This window comes from Stenotrophomonas maltophilia group sp. RNC7, assembly GCF_030910085.1.
Lineage (GTDB): Bacteria > Pseudomonadota > Gammaproteobacteria > Xanthomonadales > Xanthomonadaceae > Stenotrophomonas > Stenotrophomonas sepilia.
On record NZ_JAVFVN010000624.1, the window covers coordinates 14,739 to 34,027 of the forward strand.

At 67.4% G+C, this 19,289-nt stretch carries 15 protein-coding genes; 9 read left to right on the forward strand and 6 right to left on the reverse strand.

What is annotated here, in order from left to right; all coding sequences use genetic code 11:
* Positions 1-7: 7 nt before the first annotated feature.
* The 4 genes from RCF13_RS11855 to RCF13_RS11870 are packed head-to-tail and all read right to left on the reverse strand — an operon-like array spanning position 8 to position 5,366.
* The gene (locus RCF13_RS11855) at positions 8-715 is read right to left on the reverse strand and encodes a DUF4159 domain-containing protein (protein ID WP_061479902.1); all 708 of its coding nucleotides are present in this window, start codon (positions 713-715) and stop codon (positions 8-10) included.
* Positions 715-2,049 carry a TldD/PmbA family protein gene (locus RCF13_RS11860; RefSeq protein ID WP_061479901.1) on the reverse strand — a complete coding sequence of 445 codons (1,335 nt, stop codon included), beginning with the start codon at positions 2,047-2,049 and terminating at the stop codon, positions 715-717. Before RCF13_RS11860 ends, RCF13_RS11855 begins: the two co-directional genes overlap by 1 nt.
* A gap of 20 nt (positions 2,050-2,069) precedes the next feature.
* Complete coding sequence (locus tag RCF13_RS11865) at positions 2,070-3,704, reverse strand: TldD/PmbA family protein (RefSeq protein ID WP_061479900.1); 1,635 nt, start codon at positions 3,702-3,704, stop codon at positions 2,070-2,072.
* A 30-nt stretch (positions 3,705-3,734) separates the two neighbouring features.
* The gene (locus RCF13_RS11870) at positions 3,735-5,366 is read right to left on the reverse strand and encodes a TldD/PmbA family protein (protein WP_181357858.1); all 1,632 of its coding nucleotides are present in this window, start codon (positions 5,364-5,366) and stop codon (positions 3,735-3,737) included.
* A 677-nt stretch (positions 5,367-6,043) separates the two neighbouring features.
* On the opposite strand from RCF13_RS11870, the gene RCF13_RS11875 reads away from it, so the two are divergent.
* Positions 6,044-6,658, forward strand: a complete 615-nt coding sequence (locus tag RCF13_RS11875; protein WP_061479391.1) for a DUF938 domain-containing protein — start codon at positions 6,044-6,046, stop codon at positions 6,656-6,658.
* A 72-nt stretch (positions 6,659-6,730) separates the two neighbouring features.
* Here the strand turns inward: RCF13_RS11875 and RCF13_RS11880 are convergent, their stop codons facing one another.
* A complete protein-coding gene (locus tag RCF13_RS11880) occupies positions 6,731-10,417 on the reverse strand; it encodes an indolepyruvate ferredoxin oxidoreductase family protein (protein ID WP_308141215.1) in 3,687 nt (1,228 codons plus the stop codon).
* A gap of 168 nt (positions 10,418-10,585) precedes the next feature.
* On the opposite strand from RCF13_RS11880, the gene RCF13_RS11885 reads away from it, so the two are divergent.
* Entirely contained in the window at positions 10,586-11,221 is a 636-nt protein-coding gene (locus RCF13_RS11885; RefSeq protein WP_061479389.1) for a tetratricopeptide repeat protein, read from the forward strand.
* 179 nt (positions 11,222-11,400) lie between these two features.
* Here the strand turns inward: RCF13_RS11885 and RCF13_RS11890 are convergent, their stop codons facing one another.
* On the reverse strand, positions 11,401-12,885 hold the full coding sequence (locus tag RCF13_RS11890; protein WP_005420987.1) for an AAA family ATPase: 1,485 nt from the start codon (positions 12,883-12,885) through the stop codon (positions 11,401-11,403).
* Between the two features lie 123 nt (positions 12,886-13,008).
* On the opposite strand from RCF13_RS11890, the gene RCF13_RS11895 reads away from it, so the two are divergent.
* The 7 genes from RCF13_RS11895 to RCF13_RS11925 all read left to right on the forward strand — a co-directional run bounded on the left by RCF13_RS11895 (position 13,009) and on the right by RCF13_RS11925 (position 19,234).
* Positions 13,009-13,638, forward strand: a complete 630-nt coding sequence (locus RCF13_RS11895; protein ID WP_005420986.1) for a ParA family protein — start codon at positions 13,009-13,011, stop codon at positions 13,636-13,638.
* A 49-nt stretch (positions 13,639-13,687) separates the two neighbouring features.
* The gene (locus tag RCF13_RS11900; protein WP_061479387.1) at positions 13,688-14,164 is read left to right on the forward strand and encodes a histidine phosphatase family protein; all 477 of its coding nucleotides are present in this window, start codon (positions 13,688-13,690) and stop codon (positions 14,162-14,164) included.
* Between the two features lie 4 nt (positions 14,165-14,168).
* Positions 14,169-14,786, forward strand: a complete 618-nt coding sequence (locus RCF13_RS11905; protein WP_005420984.1) for a YceI family protein — start codon at positions 14,169-14,171, stop codon at positions 14,784-14,786.
* Positions 14,783-16,837, forward strand: coding sequence for a phospholipase D family protein (locus RCF13_RS11910; protein ID WP_088496480.1), 2,055 nt, complete (start codon positions 14,783-14,785; stop codon positions 16,835-16,837). The genes RCF13_RS11905 and RCF13_RS11910 overlap by 4 nt, the downstream gene beginning before the upstream one ends.
* Positions 16,838-16,847: 10 nt before the next feature.
* The gene (locus RCF13_RS11915; protein ID WP_061479385.1) at positions 16,848-17,282 is read left to right on the forward strand and encodes a hotdog fold thioesterase; all 435 of its coding nucleotides are present in this window, start codon (positions 16,848-16,850) and stop codon (positions 17,280-17,282) included.
* A gap of 118 nt (positions 17,283-17,400) precedes the next feature.
* A complete protein-coding gene (locus tag RCF13_RS11920) occupies positions 17,401-18,192 on the forward strand; it encodes a lysophospholipid acyltransferase family protein (protein ID WP_061479384.1) in 792 nt (263 codons plus the stop codon).
* Positions 18,193-18,244: 52 nt separating this feature from the next.
* Positions 18,245-19,234 (forward strand): alpha/beta fold hydrolase, encoded by a 990-nt coding sequence (locus tag RCF13_RS11925; protein WP_061479400.1) that lies wholly within the window; start codon positions 18,245-18,247, stop codon positions 19,232-19,234.
* The last annotated feature ends 55 nt before the right edge of the window (positions 19,235-19,289 follow it).

Sequence of the window (19,289 nt, forward strand, 5' to 3'; positions counted from 1 at the left end):
GGTCCTGTCAATTGTTCAACGCGTACATCACGATGTTGACGCCAAAGCGGGTGTTGTCTTCGGCCAGGAAGCGCTTGTTGCGCCAGTCGTAGTCCCACTCGCAGCCGTAGTCCTTGTTGCTGTAGAGCAGGCCCAGCCGACCCTCGACCTCGATGCCTTTCAGATAGTCGTGCACCAGGTCGTCGCCCCAGCCGTTGAGTTCGAAGCTGGTGGCGGGCGGACCGTCCGGGAAGCGGAAGAAACTGCGGTACAGCGCGTGGCTGTTGGGCAGTTTCTGCAATGCCTTCGGGCCGAACAGCCGGCCCATCTGTGCCTCGAACGAGGTGGCGAACAGGCCGTCGATGTCATGGTTGCAGTCGTCGACGAAGACGAAGCCGCCATTGCGCACGTAGCGCACGAAGTTCTGCCGTTCGGCGGCGTTGAACTCCACCAGCGTGTGCCCGGCCAGGTAGCAGAACGGCGCTTCCAGCATGCGCGGGTCGGCCAGCGCCACCACGTGTTCCTGCGGGTCCACGCGCAGCGATGTGTAGTCGATCAGCGAGGTGATCAGGTTGGATGGCATGCGCGCGTCCACGTCCCAGTCACCGGAGTCGTACTGCAGGCGGGTGAACCAGAAGTCGTAGCGCGAACTGCGCGGGCCTGCCTGTGCCCAGGCCGGCAGCGCCGCCGCCGAAGCGGCAGCGGCCAACCAGCGCAGGCAGGCCCGGCGATCCATCAGACCGCGTCGGACAGCGAGGTGAAGGTGAAATCGCGCAGCTTCATCGGCGGGATCATCATCACGTAGCTGGATTCATCACCGGCCACACGCACCGGCTTGCCCAGCTCTTCGATGTTGTTGAGCATGATCACCGGCGACTCGTTGAAGCGGAAGTTCTTCACCGGGTGCTTGATCTGGCCGTTCTCGATGTAGAAGGTGCCGTCGCGGGTCAGGCCGGTCAGCAGCACGGTCTGCGGATCGACCATGCGGATGTACCAGGTACGCGTGACCAGGATGCCCTTCTGGGTGCCGCGCACCAGCTCGGCGGTGCTCTTGTCGCCACCGCTCATCAGCAGGTTGCCCGGCGAGGCCTTGGCGGTCTTGCCCTGCTTCTGCGCCCAGAAGCGCGAGTAGTCCAGATTGGCGATCCTGCCGTTCTCGATGATGGCCATGCGCTCGCGCGGCAGCCCTTCGTTGTCCCACGGCAGCACCGGTGCATCCGGATGCCACGGGTCGGCGATCATGGTCACGCGCGGGTCGTAGACCTGCTCGCCCAGCTTGTTGCCGCCGCCCTTCTTCGACAGAAAGCTGCGGCCTTCATCGGCCGAGCGTGCACTGAAGAAGTTCATCATGAAGCTGATCAGGCCTGCCGCTGCGGCCGGCTCCAGGATGACCGTGTACTTGCCCGGTTCCAGTGCCTTGGCTTCGGCCGATTCGGTGGCCTTGCGCATGGCGATGCGGATGTCCTGGTCAGCCTTGAAGTCCGCCGCGTCCTTCAGGTTGCGGCCGACCCAGCCCGAACCGCGGCCATCTTCGGTGCGCACAGTGCAGGTGTAATCGAAGTTGGTGGTGCGCTGGTAGGCGAAGTTGCCGTTGCTGTTGGCGGTGGCCTGGAAGCCCTGGCCGTCCTCCAGGAAGCCGGCGGCGACCAGGCCGTGGCCGCGGCACGGGGCGATCGAATCGGCAGCGACTTTGGCACGGAAGGCCGGATCGATCGCGGCGGTGGATTCGCTGAAGGTCGGGCTGGCGCGGTAGCTCTGCTTGCCGATGGCCGGCATGAACTCCGGGTTCTCCGGGGCCAGGCGGGCCAGGTCTTCGGCACGGCGTACCACGCGTTCCAGCGCGGCGTCGTCGAACTCGTTGATCGAGGCGGTGCCGACGCGCTTGCCGAAGGCGACGGTGACCGCCAGCTCGGTGTTGTCGACGATGCCGCTGGTGGAGACATTGTTCAGCGCGAAACGGATGTTGCCGCTGATCGCACCGGCCAGCACGGCGGTGCACTCGTCGGCCTTGGACAGGGCGATGACCTTGTCGAGGATGGCCTTGGCCTGGGCTTCGGTGAAGATACTCATGTGTAAGGGCTCCTGACCGGTCAGCCGAGGCTGCGTGCGGTGTTGATGACGTTGATGCCGTTGAAGCGCGCGGTGGACGAGCCGTGCGAGACCGCCGAGACCTGGCCCGGCTGGCCCTTGCCGTCGAAGAACGAACCGCCCAGGCGGTAGTCGCGCTCGTCGGCCACGGCGGTACAGGCGTTCCAGAATTCCGGCGTGCGGATCTGGTAGGCCACGTCTTCCAGCATGCGGGTGATCTGGCCGTTCTTGATCTCGTAGAACAGCTGGCCGCCGAACTGCGCGTTGTAGCGCTGCTGGTCGATCGAGAACGAACCGTCACCGATGATGTAGATGCCGTTCTCCACGTCCTTGATCAGGTCCGGCACGCTCAGCGGCTTCTTGCCCGGTGCCATCGACACGTTGGCCATGCGCTGGAACTGCACGCTGGACCACGAGTCGGCATAGCAGCAGCCGTCGGACTCGGTCTTGCCGAGGATGTGCGCCTGGTCGCGGATGGTCTGGTAGTCCACCAGCTTGCCGTTGCTGATCAGGTCCCAGCGCTTGCACTTCACGCCTTCGTCGTCGTATGCCACGGCGCCGAGGCTGCCCGGCTGGGTCTTGTCGGCGAAGATGTTGACCAGCTCGCTGCCGTACTGGAAACGCTGTTCGCGCTTGTCCAGGGTGGCGAAGCTGGTGCCGGCGTAGTTGGCTTCGTAGCCGAGCACGCGGTCCAGTTCCAGCGGGTGGCCGATCGACTCGTGGATGGTCAGCCAGGTGTGCGACGGATCGAGCACCAGGTCGTACTTGCCCGGCTTCACCGACGGTGCCTTCAGCTTTTCCTGCGCCTGCCGGGCGGCGGCGATGGCGTCTTCCTTCATGTCGTAGGAAGAACTGTAGTTGACCACGCCATTGGGGCTGACCACCTTGCCCGCGGCGGCACCGTCCAGGTACTCGTAGCCCAGGCCCATCGGCGAGGACAGGCCCGAACGGGTGCGGAACTTGCCGCTGGCCTTGTCGATGGCGGTGACCGTCATCGGCGCCCAGATGCGATGCACGTCCTGGTCGATGTAGGAACCGTCGGTGGAGGCGAAGTACTTCTGCTCGTTGACCAGGAACAGCATCGAGTTGACGAAGCTGGCACCGGCGCCCATTGCGGCGGCGTTGACGTCCAGCAGCAGGCCGACCTTGTCCTTGATCGGCACCTCCATCGCATTCTTGCGGATCGGCGTGCGCCAGCTCACCTCACCCACGCCCGGCGCCTTGGCCAGCTGCACCGGCGCGGTCTGCACGCCGGCATTGGCCTTGGCGATCGCGGCCGCCTGCTGCGCCGCCTTGGCCACGTCGGCGGTGCCCAGCGCATTGGTGGCGGCAAAGCCCCACGCACCATTGACGATCACGCGGATGCCGACGCCGGTGGACTCGGTGTTCACCACGTTCTGCACCTTGTCCTCGCGGGTGATCACGAACTGCCGCAGGTAGCGGCCGATGCGCACGTCGCAGTAGGTGGCACCGGCCTGGCGGGCGGCGGCCAGCGCCGCATCGGCCAGGCGCTTCTTCAGCCCCAGGTCCAGCGTGCTCTGCAGCTGCTCGGCGGCGATCACCTTGCCGAAGAAGGAGGGCACGATCAGCCCGCCCGCGGTAAGCCCGGTCAGGGCCAGGAAGTCACGTCTTTGCAAGGCTGCTCTCCATGTCGAAGGATGGGTGGCTCAAGCGCCGAGACTGCGCGCGGTGTTGATGATGTTGATGCCGTTGAAGCGGGTGGTGGATGAACCGTGCGAGACCGCCGACACCTGGCCCGGCTGGCCCTTGCCATCGAAGAACGAACCGCCCAGGCGGAAGTCGCGTTCATCGCAGATGGCGGTGCAGGCATTCCAGAATTCCGGGGTGCGGATCTGGTAGGCCGCATCCTCGACCATGCCGGCGATCTTTCCGTCCTTGATCTGGTAGTACAGCTGGCCGCCGAACTGCGCGTTGTAACGCTGCTGATCGATCGAATACGAACCGCGGCCGTGGATGTAGATGCCGTTCTCCACGTCCTTGATCATGTCCTCGACGCTGAGCGGTTGCTTGCCCGGCGCCAGCGAGACATTGGCCATGCGCTGGAACTGCACGCTGGACCAGGAATCGGCATAGCTGCAGCCATGCGATGCATCGCGGCCGAGGATGTGGGCTTCATCGCGGGTGGCCTGGTAGTCGACCAGGATGCCGTCGCGCACCAGGTCCCAGCGCTGGGTCTTCACGCCCTCGTCGTCGTAGCCGACCGCACCGAGGCTGCCGGGCTGGGTCTTGTCGGCGAAGAAGGTGACGATGTCGCTGCCCCAGCGGAAGCCGGCATCGCGCTTGTCCAGCGTGGCGAAGCTGGTACCAGCGTAGTTGGCCTCGTAGCCGAGCACGCGGTCCAGCTCCAGCGGGTGGCCGACGTTCTCGTGGATGGTCAGGAACAGATTGGACGGGTCCAGCACCAGGTCGTACTTGCCGGGCTTCACCGATGGCGCCTTCAGTTTCTCGCGCGCGTGGCGGGCGGCCGCAATGGCGTCCTCGACCGGGTCGTAGGAATCGCGGTAGGCAGTGATGCCGCCGGGCAGCTGCACCTTGCCGCGCGCATCGCCATCGAGGAACTCATAGCCCATGCCCATTGGCGAGGACAGGCCGGCGCGGGTGCGGAATTTGCCGCTGGCCTTGTCGATGGCGGTGGCGGTGAACGGCAACCAGATGCGGTGGATGTCCTGGTCGATGAACGAGCCGTCGCTGGAGGCGAAGTACTTCTGTTCGTTGACCAGGAACAGGGTGGAATTGATGTAGTCGGCGCCCGCATCCAGCGCAGCGGCATTGAGGGCCAGCAGCAGCTGGACCTTGTCCTGGATCGGCACCGCCATCGCGTTCCTGCGGATGGGCGTCTGCCAGCGCACTTCACCGACGGACGGCGTGGGTGCCAGTTGCACTGGGCGGGTCTGGATGCTGGCGTTGGCGCGGGCGATTGCTGCGGCCTGCTCGACCGCTGCGCGCACGGCGGCCTCGGTCTGCTGATGGGTGGCAGCAAAGCCCCAGGCACCGTTGACGATCACCCGCACACCCACGCCGGACGATTCTCGGTTGGTCACATTGCCGACCTGGTGCTCGCGGGTGATCACCGACTGGTTGAGGTAGCGGCCGATGCGCACATCGCAGTAGCTGGCCTTGGCCGAGCGTGCGGTGGCCAGCGCGACCTCGGCCAAGCGCCGGCGCTGGGCGGTATCGACCGGCGCCAGCAGCTGCTCGGCGGCGATGGCACGGGAATGCGGCAGCAGCAGGCCGGCCAGGCCCAGGCCGGAAAAAGCCAGGAACTCACGTCGTTGCACAGCGTTTCTCTCTCTCGCTTGCGGTCGGCAACGCGCCGGACCGATCACGTCAACTCCTCGACTTTCGCCAGCGCGGCGCAACCGGGCAAGTGACTGCAGTCATGGTTGGGGAGGGTTTCGGCAGGGCTTGCAGCCCTGCACCTGCTCAATGCAACGGCAACGGCCAAAGCCAGAGCCAGAGCCAGAGCGGCATTCCGTGGGTGGGCGGGGCGGTGTCGGATTGCGGGGACGCCGTGAATCCGTCCATGGAGGCTTGGCAGCCGCATCCATGCGGCTGACACCCCGCAATCCGACACCGCCCCACCTCTGACAGATTCCTGCGGCTGTTGGTAGGTGTCGACCTTGGTCGACACATCTGTCAGGTATCGAAATGAATCCGGGGTCAGATCCGTTTTCCACAGGAAAACGGATCTGACCCCAAGAGCACTTCCGACAGATCGCGGAATCTGTCGAAGGCGGGGTGGGTCCGGTTGCGGGGGCGTGAGCCGCATGGATGCGGCGACCGAGCCTACAGGGACGTATTTACGGCGCCCCCCGCAACCGGGCCCACCCCGCCAACCCACGGAATGCCAGCTTTTGACGTTGCTCTGGTTCCGGCTCCTGCGGGTGCAGGGCTGCAAGCCCTGCAGACACCCCCTCGTGCACAATGGGGCCGACCCCGCCTGGACACCGTCCTGATGTCGAGCAAGCCGTATTCAGAAGCCTGCGAGCGAAACCGCGAACCCATCGCCACCGCACTCGACCCGTGGATGGGCGACCGCCATCGGGTGCTGGAGATCGGCAGCGGTACCGGCCAGCACGCAGCCTTCTTCGCCGAGCGCTGGCCGTGGCTGCGCTGGCAGCCCAGCGACCATCCGGACCATCTGCCCGGCATCGAAGCCTGGCGTGCGGAGGCCGCGCTGCTGAACCTGCTGCCGCCGGTGGCGCTGCAGGTGGAGCTGCCACCGGCAACGGGCCTGGACCTTCCAGAAAGCAGCACGTTCGACGCCGCATTCAGCGCCAACACGCTGCACATCATGGGCTGGGAGTACGTGCAGGTGCTGTTCGGCGCGCTGCCGCCGCTGTTGCGTCACGGTGCGTTGCTGGCGGTGTATGGCCCCTTCAACTACGGCGGTCGCTATACCAGCGACAGCAACGCGCAGTTCGATGCCTGGCTGAAGGCGCGCGACCCGCGCAGCGGTATCCGCGATAGCGAAGCGGTGCAGGCGCTGGCGGCGGACAACGGGTTTACCCGGTTGGGTGACGTGGCGATGCCGGCCAATAACCGGCTATTGCTGTGGCGGTTGGGGTGAACCACCGGCAGTGCCGGCCGTTGGCCGGCAACCGATTGCCAGGAAGATGCCGGCCAGCGGCCGGCACCACCTTCAAGCCACCTGCACGATATGCAGCGCCTTCGGATTGCGCCACTGCGCCAGCAGGGCCGCTTCGCGCGCCTTGGCCTGCGCGAAATGCGCTTCCTTGACATGGCCGAAGCCGCGGATGTGCTCGGGAACGCTGGCGATCTCCACCGCCAGCGACAGACGGTCGTCCTCCAGCCCGTCCAGCAGCACCTGCACCGTCGCCTCGTAATCAGCAATCAGCTTGCGTTCCATGCGGCGCTCCTCGGTGCGTCCGAACACATCGAAGCGGCCGCCACGCAGGAACTTCAGCTTCGCCAACAGACCGAAGGCCTTGAACATCCACGGGCCGTATTCCTTCTTCAGCAGCCGGCCCTGCTCGTCCTTCTTCGCGAACAGCGGCGGTGCCAGATGGAAGCGCAGCTGGTAGTCGCCCTCGAATTGCTGCTGCAGGCGACGCTGGAAGTCGCCGCTGGTGTACAGGCGCGCCACTTCGTACTCGTCCTTGTAGGCCATCAGCTTGAACAGGTAGCGCGCCACGGTCTCGGTCAGCGCAGTGGAACCGCCGATGCGGTCGGCTTCGGTGGCGCGTACGCGCGCTACCAGGTCACGGTAGCGCTTGGCGTAGGCGGCATCCTGGTACTCGACCAGGAACGCGGCGCGGCGCTCGATCATTTCATCCAGCGAGCGCGACAGGCGTGCGTCGTCCAGCGGCAGGAACGCCACGTCGCCACCGTGCGAGGGCAGGCCACGCAGTTCGCGTTCGTCGCCGGTGTTGCGCGGTGCCGCAGTGGCACCCCATTCATTGCCCTCCCACTCGCCTGGCGGCAGCGGATGCAGCGGGCCCGGGGTGGATTCGGTATCGGTATGGCGGTTGCGTACCAGGCCGACCGCCTGCTGCACGGCCTGCGGATCGACCACGGCCAGGCGGCCCCAGGCGAACGCCTGCTGGTTCATCGCCACGGCGGCGCCGTTGAGTTCGATGGCGCGCATCAGTGACTCGAACGACAACGGTACCAGGCCCTGCTGCCAGGCGTAGCCGAGGATGAACAGGTTGGCGGCAATGGCATCGCCCAGCAGCGCGGTGGCCAGCTGGGTGGCATCGAGCAGCAACGGCTCCTGGCCGCCCAGTGCCACGCGCACGCCGGCGATGATGTCGGCGGCGGGGAACTGCATGTCCGGGCGGGTGGTGAAGGTGCCTGGCATCGCTTCGTAAGTGTTCAGCACCACCTGCGAACGGCCGGCACGGACCTTCGACAGCGCCCAGTAATCGTTGACCACCACCATGTCGCAGCCCAGCACCAGGTCGGCCTCGCCAGCGGCGATACGCACGGCATGGATGTCTTCAGGGCGACGGGCAATGCGGATATGCGTGGTCACCGCGCCGCCCTTCTGCGCCAGGCCGGTCTGGTCGAGCACGGTCGCGCCCTTGCCCTCCAGGTGGCCGGCCATGCCCAGCAGCGCACCGATGGTCACCACGCCGGTACCGCCGACGCCGGTGATCAGGATGTTCCAGGGCTGTTCCAGGCTGTCGCGGAGGGTCGGCGCCGGCAGGTTGTCCAGCAGCGTGGACGCATCGCGCTTGCTGCCCTTGCGCGGCTGGCCACCGTGCACGGTGACGAAGCTGGGGCAGAAGCCGTTCACGCAGGAATAGTCCTTGTTGCAGTTGGACTGGTCGATCTCGCGCTTGCGTCCGAACTCGGTTTCCTTCGGCAGCACCGACACGCAGAAGCTCTTCTTGCCGCAGTCGCCGCAGCCTTCGCAGACCAGCGAGTTGATCATCACCCGCTTCTGCGGGTCTTCCAGCTTGCCGCGCTTGCGGCGGCGACGCTTCTCGGTCGCGCAGGTCTGTTCGTAGATCAGGATCGAAACACCCTTCACTTCGCGCAGGCGCTTCTGCACTTCGTCCAGTTCGCTGCGGTCATGGAACTCGACGTCGCTGGGGAAGTGCTCGCGCTGGCCGGTCCACTTGCCGATGTTGTCCGACAGCACCACGATGGTGTGGATGCCTTCGGCGCGCATCTGCTTTGCAATGTCCGGCACGCTCAGTGGGCCGTCCACCGGCTGGCCGCCGGTCATCGCCACCGCATCGTTGTAGAGGATCTTGTAGGTGATGTTGACGCCGGCGGCGACCGCCTGGCGGATCGCCAGCGAGCCGCTGTGGAAGTAGGTGCCGTCGCCGAGGTTCTGGAACACGTGCGGGGTATCGGTGAACGGCGCCTGCCCGGCCCAGGTCACGCCTTCGCCGCCCATGTGGGTGAAGGTGTCGGTGCTGCGGTCCATCCAGGTCACCATGTAATGGCAACCGATGCCGGCCAGCGCACGCGAGCCTTCCGGCACGTTGGTGGAGGTGTTGTGCGGGCAGCCCGAGCAGTAATGCGGTACGCGCGGGAAACTGGCGCGCGGCAACGCAAGCTCGGCTTCCTTCTCCTGCATCCACTGCAGCCGCTGCTCGATCGATGCGTTGTTGAAGAACTTCTGGATGCGGCGGCCGATCACGCCGGCGATGGTGGCCGGGGTCAGCTCGCCGGTGGACGGCAGGATCCATTCGCCAGTCTCGTCATACTTGCCGACGATGGACGGGCGCTGGCCCCAGCTGGCCGGCCAGTTGAAGAACTGTTCCTTCATCTGGCGCTCGATGAAGGCACGCTTTTCCTCCACCACGATGATGTCTTCCAGGCCCTGCGCGAAGCGCGCGATGCCCTGCGGCTCCAGCGGCCAGGTCATGCCGACCTTGTACACGCGGATGCCGATGTCGGCGCAGGCGGCTTCGTCCAGGCCCAGGTATTCCAGCGCCTGCAGCACGTCCAGGTAGCTCTTGCCGGTGGTGACGATGCCCAGCCGCGCGCGCGGCGCGTCCATCACCACCTTGTCGATGCCGTTGGCGCGGGCGAACGCCTGTGCGGCCTTCACCGCATAGCGGTGCAGGCGCATTTCCTGGTCCAGCGGCGGGTCCGGCCAGCGGATGTTGAGCCCGCCGGTCGGCATCTCGAAGTCTTCCGGCAGCACGATGCGGCGCGCCATCGGGTCGACCTCGACCGAGGCCGACGATTCGACCGTCTCGGCGATCGTCTTGAAGCCGACCCAGCGCCCGGTATAGCGGCTCATCGCCCAGCCCAGCAGGCCCATGTCGAGGATGTCCTGCACACCGGCCGGATTCAGTACCGGCATCATCGCGCTGACGAACTCGTCCTCGCTGCCATGCGGCAGGGTTGAACTGCGGCAGGCATGGTCATCGGCGGCCAGTGCCAGCACGCCGCCGTAGCGCGAGGTGCCGGCGGCATTGGCGTGCTTGAACACGTCGCCGCAGCGGTCCACGCCCGGGCCCTTGCCGTACCACATGCCGAACACGCCCTGCACGTTGGCGCCGGGGAACAGGTTGGTCTGCTGGGTGCCCCACACCATGGTGGCGCCCAGGTCCTCGTTCAGGCCGGGGGTGAACTTCACCTTGGCCGCGTCGAGGTGTTTGCGTGCGCGCCACAGCTCCAGGTCGAAGCCGCCCAGCGGGCTGCCGCGGTAGCCGCTGACGAAGCCGGCGCTGTCGATGCCTTCGTGCGCGTCGCGCAGCCGCTGCATCAGCGGCAGCTTCACCAGCGCCTGCACGCCACTCAGGTAGATCCGCCCCTCGTTGCGGGTGTACTTGTGGTCGAGCGTGTAGTCACGGTCGATCAGGTCGGTGGAGGAGGGCGACGTGAGTTGCGCGGTACTGGTCATGGCTGGCCCGGTCAGGATCGGCTGGCACCGGCCGCATGCAGGCACGCGGCGGGAAAGGCGCGAATTGTAGCAGCGAGGCCCGGCCGCCCCGGCACTCGCGCCGGCGGCCATGCTGGGGTTAGGATCGGGGAGAGAGAGGGGGCTGCGGTTGCGGCCTGGGGAGAAGGGATGTCAGTTGCAGGAAAGATCCTGGGCAGCATGTTGCTGGTCTCGGGAACGGCCCCGGTGTGGGCCGCGCCGGCGGTGCCGGCACCACAGGAGTTCTACTTCGACAGCGATGCGGCCGCCGTGCCCATGATCGTGGTCCAGTCCGACGGGGATGAGCTGGTGGCGCAGCTGCTCAAGCAGCGCGAGCGCGGCCGGCGGACCGTGGAGGCCACCGTGCAGCTGGCGTCGGTGGCCATTGCCCAGGGCCGTACCGAACTGGGTGAACAGCTGTATCGCGAAGCGCTGAAGGATGCGCCGGTGCAGGGCAGCCTGGGCCGTGGCGTGCGCTGGAACTACGGCTGGGACCTGCTGCGTCAGGGCCAGCCCGAAGCCGCCCTGGAGCAATGGCAGGCCGCTGCCGGTGGTTCGCTGAGCAAGCCGGGCTGGTTGCCACCGACCTATGCGCTGGCGCTGTGGCGGGCCGGGCGGAAGCAGGAGGCGGTGCAGTGGTATGCCGCCGCAGTGCGTACCGAGCCGACGCAATGGAGCGACAGCAGCCGCTATGCGCAGTTGTTGCCGTTGTGGCGAGACGACGAGCGTGCCTCGCTGGCGGAAGTGCAGCAGGCGTGGGCGGCCGCGCCGCCGGCCTGGCCCTGAGGGTAGGGGGCGGCCGGGTTGCACCCGGCACCCGCAGAGGCAACAGCGGGCTTCCTTAGGATGGCGGGGTACTGTGGATTTGCGGGGCCGCCGTAAACCCCCAGTCCGGCCAAGCGCGGCTTTTGATGTTCACAGCCAACCAGCCGCCACGAGGGGCTGCGCCGTTCGCTGGAAACCCCTCAGTCGTCTGCAGAAACCGTCCGCCCCGACGCCCATGCCCGCAGTGCCTCTACCTGCTCGGCCATCAGCACCGACAGCGGCCGCGTCGCACGGATCTCGTTCATCAGCAGCTCGGTATCCAACGGCCGGCCTTCGGCGTGCGCTGCATACAGCCCGGCCACGATCGCCTGCTCGATCTCCGCGCCGGAGAAACCATTCGCCGCGGCCGCCAACGCCGGCAGCGCAAAGTCGTCACCATTGAGCTGGCGTCGCCCCAGATGCAGCCGCAGCAGTTCCACGCGCACTTCGGGGGTGGGCAGGTCGACGAAGAAGATCTCGTCGAAACGCCCCTTGCGCAGCAGCTCGGCCGGCAGTTCGTGCACCTGGTTGGCGGTGGCGACGATGAAGACCGGCGCCTTGCGTTCGGCCATCCAGGTCAGCAGGTAGCCGAGCACGCGGCGCGATACGCCACCGTCCTCGCCACCACTGGCCAGGCCCTTCTCGATCTCGTCCATCCACAGCACGCAGGGCGCCAGCTGCTCGGCCGAGGCCAGCGCCTGGCGCAGGTTGGCCTCGGTTTCGCCGTGGTACTTGTTGTACAGCGCACCCACGTCCAGGCGCAGCAGCGGTACACCGAAGCCGGCGGCGGTGGCCTTGGCCAGCATTGATTTGCCGCAGCCCTGCACGCCCAGCAGCAACATGCCGCGCGGCGGGTCCAGGCCGGCCGGTGCCGAGCCGGCGATGAAGGCCACCCGGCGCTGGCTGATCCAGCGCTTGAGCCGGTTGGCGCCGGCCACGTCGCCGAAGCGTGCGCTGTCGTGCTCGAAGAACAGGTGGCCGCTGCGGTTGAGCAGCTCGAACTTCAGCCGTGCCAGCTGCGGCAGGTCGTCGTCGCGCAGCGCGCCATCGGCGTAGATCAGCTGGCGGGCGATGCGGCGGGCATCGACCAGGCTCAGGCCCTGCAGGTTCTTCAGGATCTTCTTCACCGCCTCGCTGTCGACCTCGACACGGCGGCCGCCGTGTTCGCGCGCATAGGCGTCGGCCTCCTCGCGCAGCATCTTCAGCAGGGCGTTGGCATCGGGCAGGCGCGGGTTGAAGCGCACCGCCAGTGCTTCCAGCTCGGCCGGCAGCTCGACCTTGGCGCCGATCAGCACCAGCACGTGCGGTTCGCTGTGGCGGCGCTGGATCAGGTCGCGCAGTGCGCGCTGGTGGCTGGCATAGCCCAGGTAGGGGTGGAAATCGAGCAGCAGGTAGACACCGCGCTGATCAGCCTGGCGGATCATCTGCAGCGCGGCGCTGGCATCGGGCGGGCCGACCGGCGGATCCTCGCGGTCCAGGTCGATGCGGCGCAGGCCCTCGGTGATGGACCAGCGGTGCAGGGCCCGCCACACGTGCATCAGCGTCTGCCGGAACAGTTCGACGATGCGCCCCTCATCCTGGGTCTCGATCACGATCAGGGGGGTATTGGCGCGGATCAGTGCGCTCAGGTCCTGCAGTTCGCTCATGCCGGTTCGATCCTTCGGGGGCGCCACGATAGCAAAGGCGATGGCCACGGGTTCAGCACGGCGCTACCTCCCGTCACCACCGCCGGTGTACGCTCGGGGCACGTACCCGGAAGCGAGGCTGGCATGAAGACGATCCTGGTGGCCGGTTCCAAGGGCGGGGTGGGCAAGACCACCGTCGCCACCCACCTGGCCGCGTACGCGGCATTGCAGGGCAAGGCCACGGTGATCGCCGATGCCGACCCGCAGGGCTCCAGCACCCGCTGGGCACAACGGCGTGCCGGGCTGGAAAGCGCGGTGCTCCCCATCGATGTGTATCGGAAGAAGCAGTGGGCGCAGAAGCTGCCCGACGGTACCGATACCGTCATCATCGATGCACCCGCCGGTGCGCTGGCCGACGATATCCCCCATTTCCTGGACGCGGCCGACGCCGTGGTGGTGCCGGTGCTGCCCTCGGCGCTGGATATCGAAGCCATCGTCGGCTTCCTCAACAGCCTGGCCCAGAACCCGCGCGTGCACAGCCGCAAGCTGCCGGTAGGGCTGGTCCTCAACCGCACCAAACCCTGGACCCAGACCTCGCAGCAGGCATTGCAGATGCTGGCCGAATGGCCGTACCCGGTGGTCGCGCAGCTGCGTGACAGCCAGAGCTACGTGGTCATGACCGGCCTGGGCCGCAGCCTGTTCGACTATCGCTCCGCCCAGGTGCGCGAACACCAGGCCGACTGGGAACCGCTGCTGTCCTGGCTCAAGCTTTGATGCCTGCCTCACTTCTCCTGCTGCATCCTCTTCTCCATGGAAACCCGCGATGCGTGAACTGATCCTGCTGCGCCATGCCCATGCCGAACCCGCCGTTTCCGGCCAGGCCGACCTCGACCGGCCGCTGTCGCCGGTAGGGCTGGCCGAAGCTGAAGCCGCCGGCAAGTGGTTGAAGGAAAACAAGCTGCTGCCGGACTGCGTGCTGTGCTCGCCGTCGCGACGTACCCGTGAGACCCTGGAAGCGGTGATGACGGCCATCGGCTATGTCGAGAAGCGCCTGGAAGACCGGATCTACGAAGCCACCCCGGGCACCCTGGCGGCGCTGGTTGACGAGCGTCGCGACCTGGACCGGGTGCTGATCGTGGGCCACAACCCGGGCCTGGAGCAGCTGGTGGCCCTGATGACCGACGGCACCAGCAGCGACTACCGCGGCATGCCGCCGGGCGGCGTGGCCGTCCTCGGCTTCCCGCGCGAGGTCTCGATCGAGCCGGGCGTGGCCAGCCTGAACGCGTTCTGGTGGCCGTGATCCGATGAGCCAGGCGCGGCGCAGCCGCTTCCTGCTGCCCGCGTTGCTGGCGCTTGGCCCGGCCTGGGCCGCTGTACCCCCACCAACCCCGTTGCCGCCGGTGTCCGCCGAAGCACCGCGGGTACTGCGCCTGGATACCCAGCGCTCGCGGATCGGTTTCGAGGTGCGGACCCGTTTCGGCCAGCGCATCGAAGGCGTATTCCCGCACTTCGAGGGGCGCATCGAGATCCTGTCCGACGGGCGCCACCAGGTGCACCTGAAGATGTTCACCCGTTCGGTGGAGATCCCTGGCAAGGCGCGCTACACCGGCTGGATGCGCGGCGAAGAGTTCTTCGATGCAGGGCGCCATCCGGTGGTCGAGTTCGACTCGCTGCCGTACTGGCCGGAGACGGTGGAACAGGGCGGCGACATCAACGGCCGGCTGACCCTGCGCGGCGTCAGCCACCCCGAGTCGCTGCGGGTCGAGAAGGCGGAGTGCGCCCGACCCGGCTATGATTGCGATGTCGTCAGCCGCGGTACCGTGCAGCGAGGCCGGTATGGAATGGACAGCTGGCAGTTAGCCCTGAGTGACCGAGTGACCTTCGTATTACGTGCGCGCCTGAGCGAGGCGCCGAAACCGTGAACCTCCTGCTGCGTTTACTGGCGCTGGCAACGGTGTTGCTGGGCAGCGGCTGCGCGTCGCTGTCGCATGCCGAGCGCGACCGTGCCGAGGCGATCGCCGTGCAGGCGCGCTCGACCGTGGTCGGCTGCCAGCGCGCCGACCGCTGCGCGCAGGACTCACCGCTGCGAGCGCTGGCCGGCCGGGCGTTCACCGAATCCACCCCCGAACAGCCGCGCCACTACGCCACCCTGCTCGACGAGGGCGAAGGTGCGCTGGTGGCGCGCCTGAACCTGCTGCGCAGCGCTACCCGCAGCATCGACCTGCAGACCTACATCTTCGACAAGGACGACAGCGCCCGGCTGGTCATCGACGAGCTGCTGGCTGCATCGCGGCGCGGGGTGAAGGTGCGCGTGCTGATCGACCAGCTCTCGGCGATCTCCGACCTGCAGATCCTCGGCGCGCTGTCCGGCGCGCACCAGAACTTCCAGCTGCGGGTCTACAACCCGACCTTCGGCAAGGCCCGGCTGAACTACTTCGACTATGCCGGCAGCGTGCTGTGCTGCTTCCGCCGCTTCAACCAGCGCATGCACAACAAGCTGCTGGTGATCGACGATGCGATCGGCGTGGTCGGTGGCCGCAACTACCAGGACGACTATTACGACTGGGACCGCGAGTACAACTTCCGCGACCGCGACGTGCTGATCGCCGGCCCGGAAGCGCGGGCGATGGCCGCCAACTTCGATGCCTTCTGGCATGCCAGGCGCAGCGTGCCGGCCGAGCGCCTGAACGATGTCGGCCGCACCCTGCTGCGCGAGGGCGTGCCGACCCTGCCGCCGGCCAGCTTCCGCCGCCCCGAGCGGGTGCAGCGGGTCAGTGCCGAAGCCAATGACATGGACTTCGTCAGCCGTTCCTTCGTCGATACCGCCTTGCCGGTGGCCTCGGTGCGCTATGTCGCCGACCTGCCACGCAAGCACCGGCGCGAGAAGGCCGATGCGCCGCTGGCGGGCCAGCACGTGACCGAGCCGCAGCTGGATGCGCTGATCGCCGGCGCGCAGGAGGAAGTGATCCTGCAGACGCCGTACCTGGTGTTGTCCAAGCCGGCGCAGAAGCTGTTCCGCGAGCTGCGCAAGCGCCCGCAGCCGCCGCGGGTGGTGGTGTCCAGCAACAGCCTGGCGGCCACCGACAACCCGATCGTGTATGCGCTGTCGTACAAGTACAAGCGGCGCAACATGCGCGAACTGGGCTTCAACATCTTCGAGTACAAGCCGTTCCCGCTGGATGCACCGGTCGACTACCGCAACCTGCTGCCTGATCCGATCGCCGCGCCCGGGGGTGACGACGACGGCGGGCGCAATCCGCTGATCGGCGGCAGCGCCGCGGGCAGCAATGCCGGCGACAGCCGCGATCGCGATGAGCATCCGGCACCCACCGGCAAGCAGCTGGCGGTGAACCCGCGCACTGGCAGTGCCTACCAGAACGCGCGCGAGCGCCGCCGCGCGGCCGGCAGCGAGGTCGAGACCCGCCTGCTGCGCACCGAGACCCGGCCCTCCTTCCTGGGCAGCAAGGCGGTCAACAAGCCGTTGCCGGTCACCCGCAAGGGCGCGCGCATGGGCCTGCATGCCAAGTCGCTGGTGGTCGACCGCCGCATCGGCGTGGTCGGCACCCACAACTTCGATCCGCGCAGCGAGAACTACAACACCGAGGGTGCGGTGATCATCGATGACCCGGCCTTCGCCGAGCAGCTGGCCGAGAGCATCCTGCGCGATATCCACCCGCAGAACTCGTGGACGGTGGCGCCGCGGGCCAAGCCGCCGGTGCTGTCGGGGCTGAACTACAGCGTCGGCAAGGCCTCCGAAGCGCTGCCCATCCTCGATTTCTGGCCGTGGCGCTACGCCACCGACTACGAGTTCAAGCCCGGCCCGGACTGCCCGCGGCCGCTGCCTCGGCAGGACCCAGACTTCCACCGCTGCTATGTCGCCGTGGGCGATTTCCCCGAGGTCAATGTCGGCCCGAAATGGCTGCTGGTCCGCATGCTCACTGCATTCGGCGCCGGCCTCGTTCCCATCCTCTGAAGGTGCCCGCATGAGCCTGGTGTTCCGCGAAGCCGTTTCCCTCGAGAAGCTCAACACGCTCAGCCGCAACACCGCGATCGAGTCGCTGGGCATCGTCTTCAGCGCGGCCGGCGACGATTGGCTGCAGGCCACCATGCCGGTGGACGAGCGCACCCGCCAGCCCTACGGCATCCTGCATGGCGGCGCGTCGGTGGTGCTGGCCGAGACCCTGGGCAGCAGCGCCGGCAACCTGTGCGTGGATACGGCCAAACAGATCTGCGTAGGGCTGGAGATCAACGCCAACCATGTACGCGCCGTTCGCTCGGGCACCGTGACCGGCACCGCACGTGCACTGCACGTCGGCCGCAGCACCCAGCTGTGGGAGATCCGCATCGAGGACGAGCAGGGCCGCCTGGTGTGCATCTCGCGGCTGACCCTGGCGGTGGTGGCGGCCGGCCACGGCTGAGCCCCGGACGGCCGGTGACGGCAGCGGAACCCAGCGTTCCCCGCCGATTGCCCCGGTCGATGGGTGTTATGGCCTAAATCGGCTGGCAGCGATGACGGCCCTCCGGTATCGTGCGCGGATGACTTCCCCCACTCCGGCCCCCCGCGGCGGCGTGGCGCGTGTGTGCCGTTACCTGTACCGCGTACCGCTGCTGTTGGTCCACATCGTTGTGTTCCTGCCGCTCATCCTGATCGGCATGCTTCGGCCGTGGGGCGAACTGCGCGTGGGCGAGGCGACCCTGGGGGCCAAAGTGGTCAACTGGTGGCAGGGCGGGCTGATGTGGATCTTCGGCTTCCGCCTGGTGCAGATCGGTACGCCGTTGCCCGGCGCCGTGCTGTTCGTCGCCAACCACGTCAGCTGGGTCGACATCTGCATCCTGCACAGCCAGCGCATGATGGGCTTCGTCGCCAAGCGCGAGATCGCCAGCTGGCCGTTGGTCGGTTGGCTGGCCGCGCGTGGCCAGACCATCTTCCACCAGCGCGGCAACACCGAATCGCTCGGTGGCGTGATGCAGGTGATGGCCGATCGCCTGCGCGAAGGCAAGGCGGTGGGCGTGTTCCCGGAAGGGCGCACCCGCGGCGGCCACGAAGTAGGCCCGTTCCATGCCCGCATCTTCCAGGCCGCGGTTGAAACCGGCGTGCCGGTGCAGCCGGTGGCACTGGTGTACGGGCTCAAGGGCGATGCGCAGACCATTGTCGCGTTCGGCCCCGGTGAGAGTTTCTTCGCCAATTTCCTGCGCCTGCTCGGTGAGCCGGCGCGGCGTGCAGAAGTGCACTTCCTGGCACCGATCGGTGCGCAGGACCTGGAAGGCCGTCGGCGCATCGCGGAGACGTCGCGCGCGCGCATCGTGGCGGCCATGAGCTCCGAGTGAGGGTGCGGTGGCCCTGATCCCGCCACCCGTCCTGGACGCCGGCACGCCGACGCTGCACGCGGCTGACTACCAGCCCCCGCGCTGGCTGCGCAATCCGCATCTGCAGTCGATGCTCAGCTCCAGCCGCATGCGCCTGCAGCGCGGCCTGCTGCTGCTGGCCGCGACCGGTGCGATCAGCGAAGAACTGATCCTCGACGGCGGTGATGGCGTGCGCCTGCAGGGCTGGCACAGCCACATCGAAGGCCGCGAACCCAAGGGCATGGCCCTGCTGCTGCACGGCTGGGAAGGCAGCGCCGAATCCAGCTACATGCGCATGGCGGCCGCGCGCATGCTCGAACAGGGCTTCGACGTGGTGCGGCTGAATTTCCGCGACCACGGCAATACCCATCATCTCAACCCCGGCATCTTCCACTCCAACCTGATCGACGAAGTGGTGCATGCCGCGGGCGATATCGCCCAGCGCTGGCCGCAGTTGCCGCTGGTGGCCGCCGGTTACTCGCTGGGCGGCAATTTCGTGCTGCGCCTGGCCCAGCGCGCGCCAGCGGCCGGCGTGCCGCTGCTGCGCGTGGCCTCGGTATGCCCGGTGCTGGACCCGGCGCTGACCATGGAGAGCATCGAGAACGGCCCGGCAATGTACGACTGGTACTTCCGCCGCAAGTGGGCCGGTTCGCTGCGGCGCAAGCGCGACCTGTTCCCCGAACTGAGCGACTGCGACGACCGCGTCCTGAAACTGGACATCCGCGCGCTGACTGCCTGGCTGGTCGAGCGCCACACCAGTTTCGGTTCGTTGCAGGCCTATTTCGATGGCTACTCGATTGCCGGCGATCGGCTGTCCACGTTGCAGGTGCCGGCCGACATCCTGATGGCGCAGGACGACCCGGTGATCCCCTACGCGACCTTCAGCGACTGGCAGCTGCCGCACCAGGCGCATCTGGAAACCGCCAGCTGGGGCGGACACTGTGGCTTCCTGGAAAACTGGCGCGGTGACGGCTTCTCCGAGCGCTGGGTGGCGCAGCGCCTGCAGCGCGTGCTGCAAGGCTGAACCGGCACGGGCGCGCAGGCCGCTACAATGCGGGTTTGCCCTTGAACCGGACCGC

Coding starts and splice junctions, on each gene's coding strand:
- RCF13_RS11895 (WP_005420986.1), top strand. CDS start 13,009: ATGAAGACGATCCTGGTGGCCGGTTCCAAGGGCGGGGTGGGCAAGACC.
- RCF13_RS11900 (WP_061479387.1), top strand. CDS start 13,688: ATGCGTGAACTGATCCTGCTGCGCCATGCCCATGCCGAACCCGCCGTT.
- RCF13_RS11875 (WP_061479391.1), top strand. CDS start 6,044: ATGTCGAGCAAGCCGTATTCAGAAGCCTGCGAGCGAAACCGCGAACCC.
- RCF13_RS11905 (WP_005420984.1), top strand. CDS start 14,169: ATGAGCCAGGCGCGGCGCAGCCGCTTCCTGCTGCCCGCGTTGCTGGCG.
- RCF13_RS11915 (WP_061479385.1), top strand. CDS start 16,848: ATGAGCCTGGTGTTCCGCGAAGCCGTTTCCCTCGAGAAGCTCAACACG.
- RCF13_RS11860 (WP_061479901.1), bottom strand. CDS start 2,049: ATGAGTATCTTCACCGAAGCCCAGGCCAAGGCCATCCTCGACAAGGTC.
- RCF13_RS11880 (WP_308141215.1), bottom strand. CDS start 10,417: ATGACCAGTACCGCGCAACTCACGTCGCCCTCCTCCACCGACCTGATC.
- RCF13_RS11885 (WP_061479389.1), top strand. CDS start 10,586: ATGTCAGTTGCAGGAAAGATCCTGGGCAGCATGTTGCTGGTCTCGGGA.
- RCF13_RS11855 (WP_061479902.1), bottom strand. CDS start 715: ATGGATCGCCGGGCCTGCCTGCGCTGGTTGGCCGCTGCCGCTTCGGCG.
- RCF13_RS11920 (WP_061479384.1), top strand. CDS start 17,401: ATGACTTCCCCCACTCCGGCCCCCCGCGGCGGCGTGGCGCGTGTGTGC.
- RCF13_RS11890 (WP_005420987.1), bottom strand. CDS start 12,885: ATGAGCGAACTGCAGGACCTGAGCGCACTGATCCGCGCCAATACCCCC.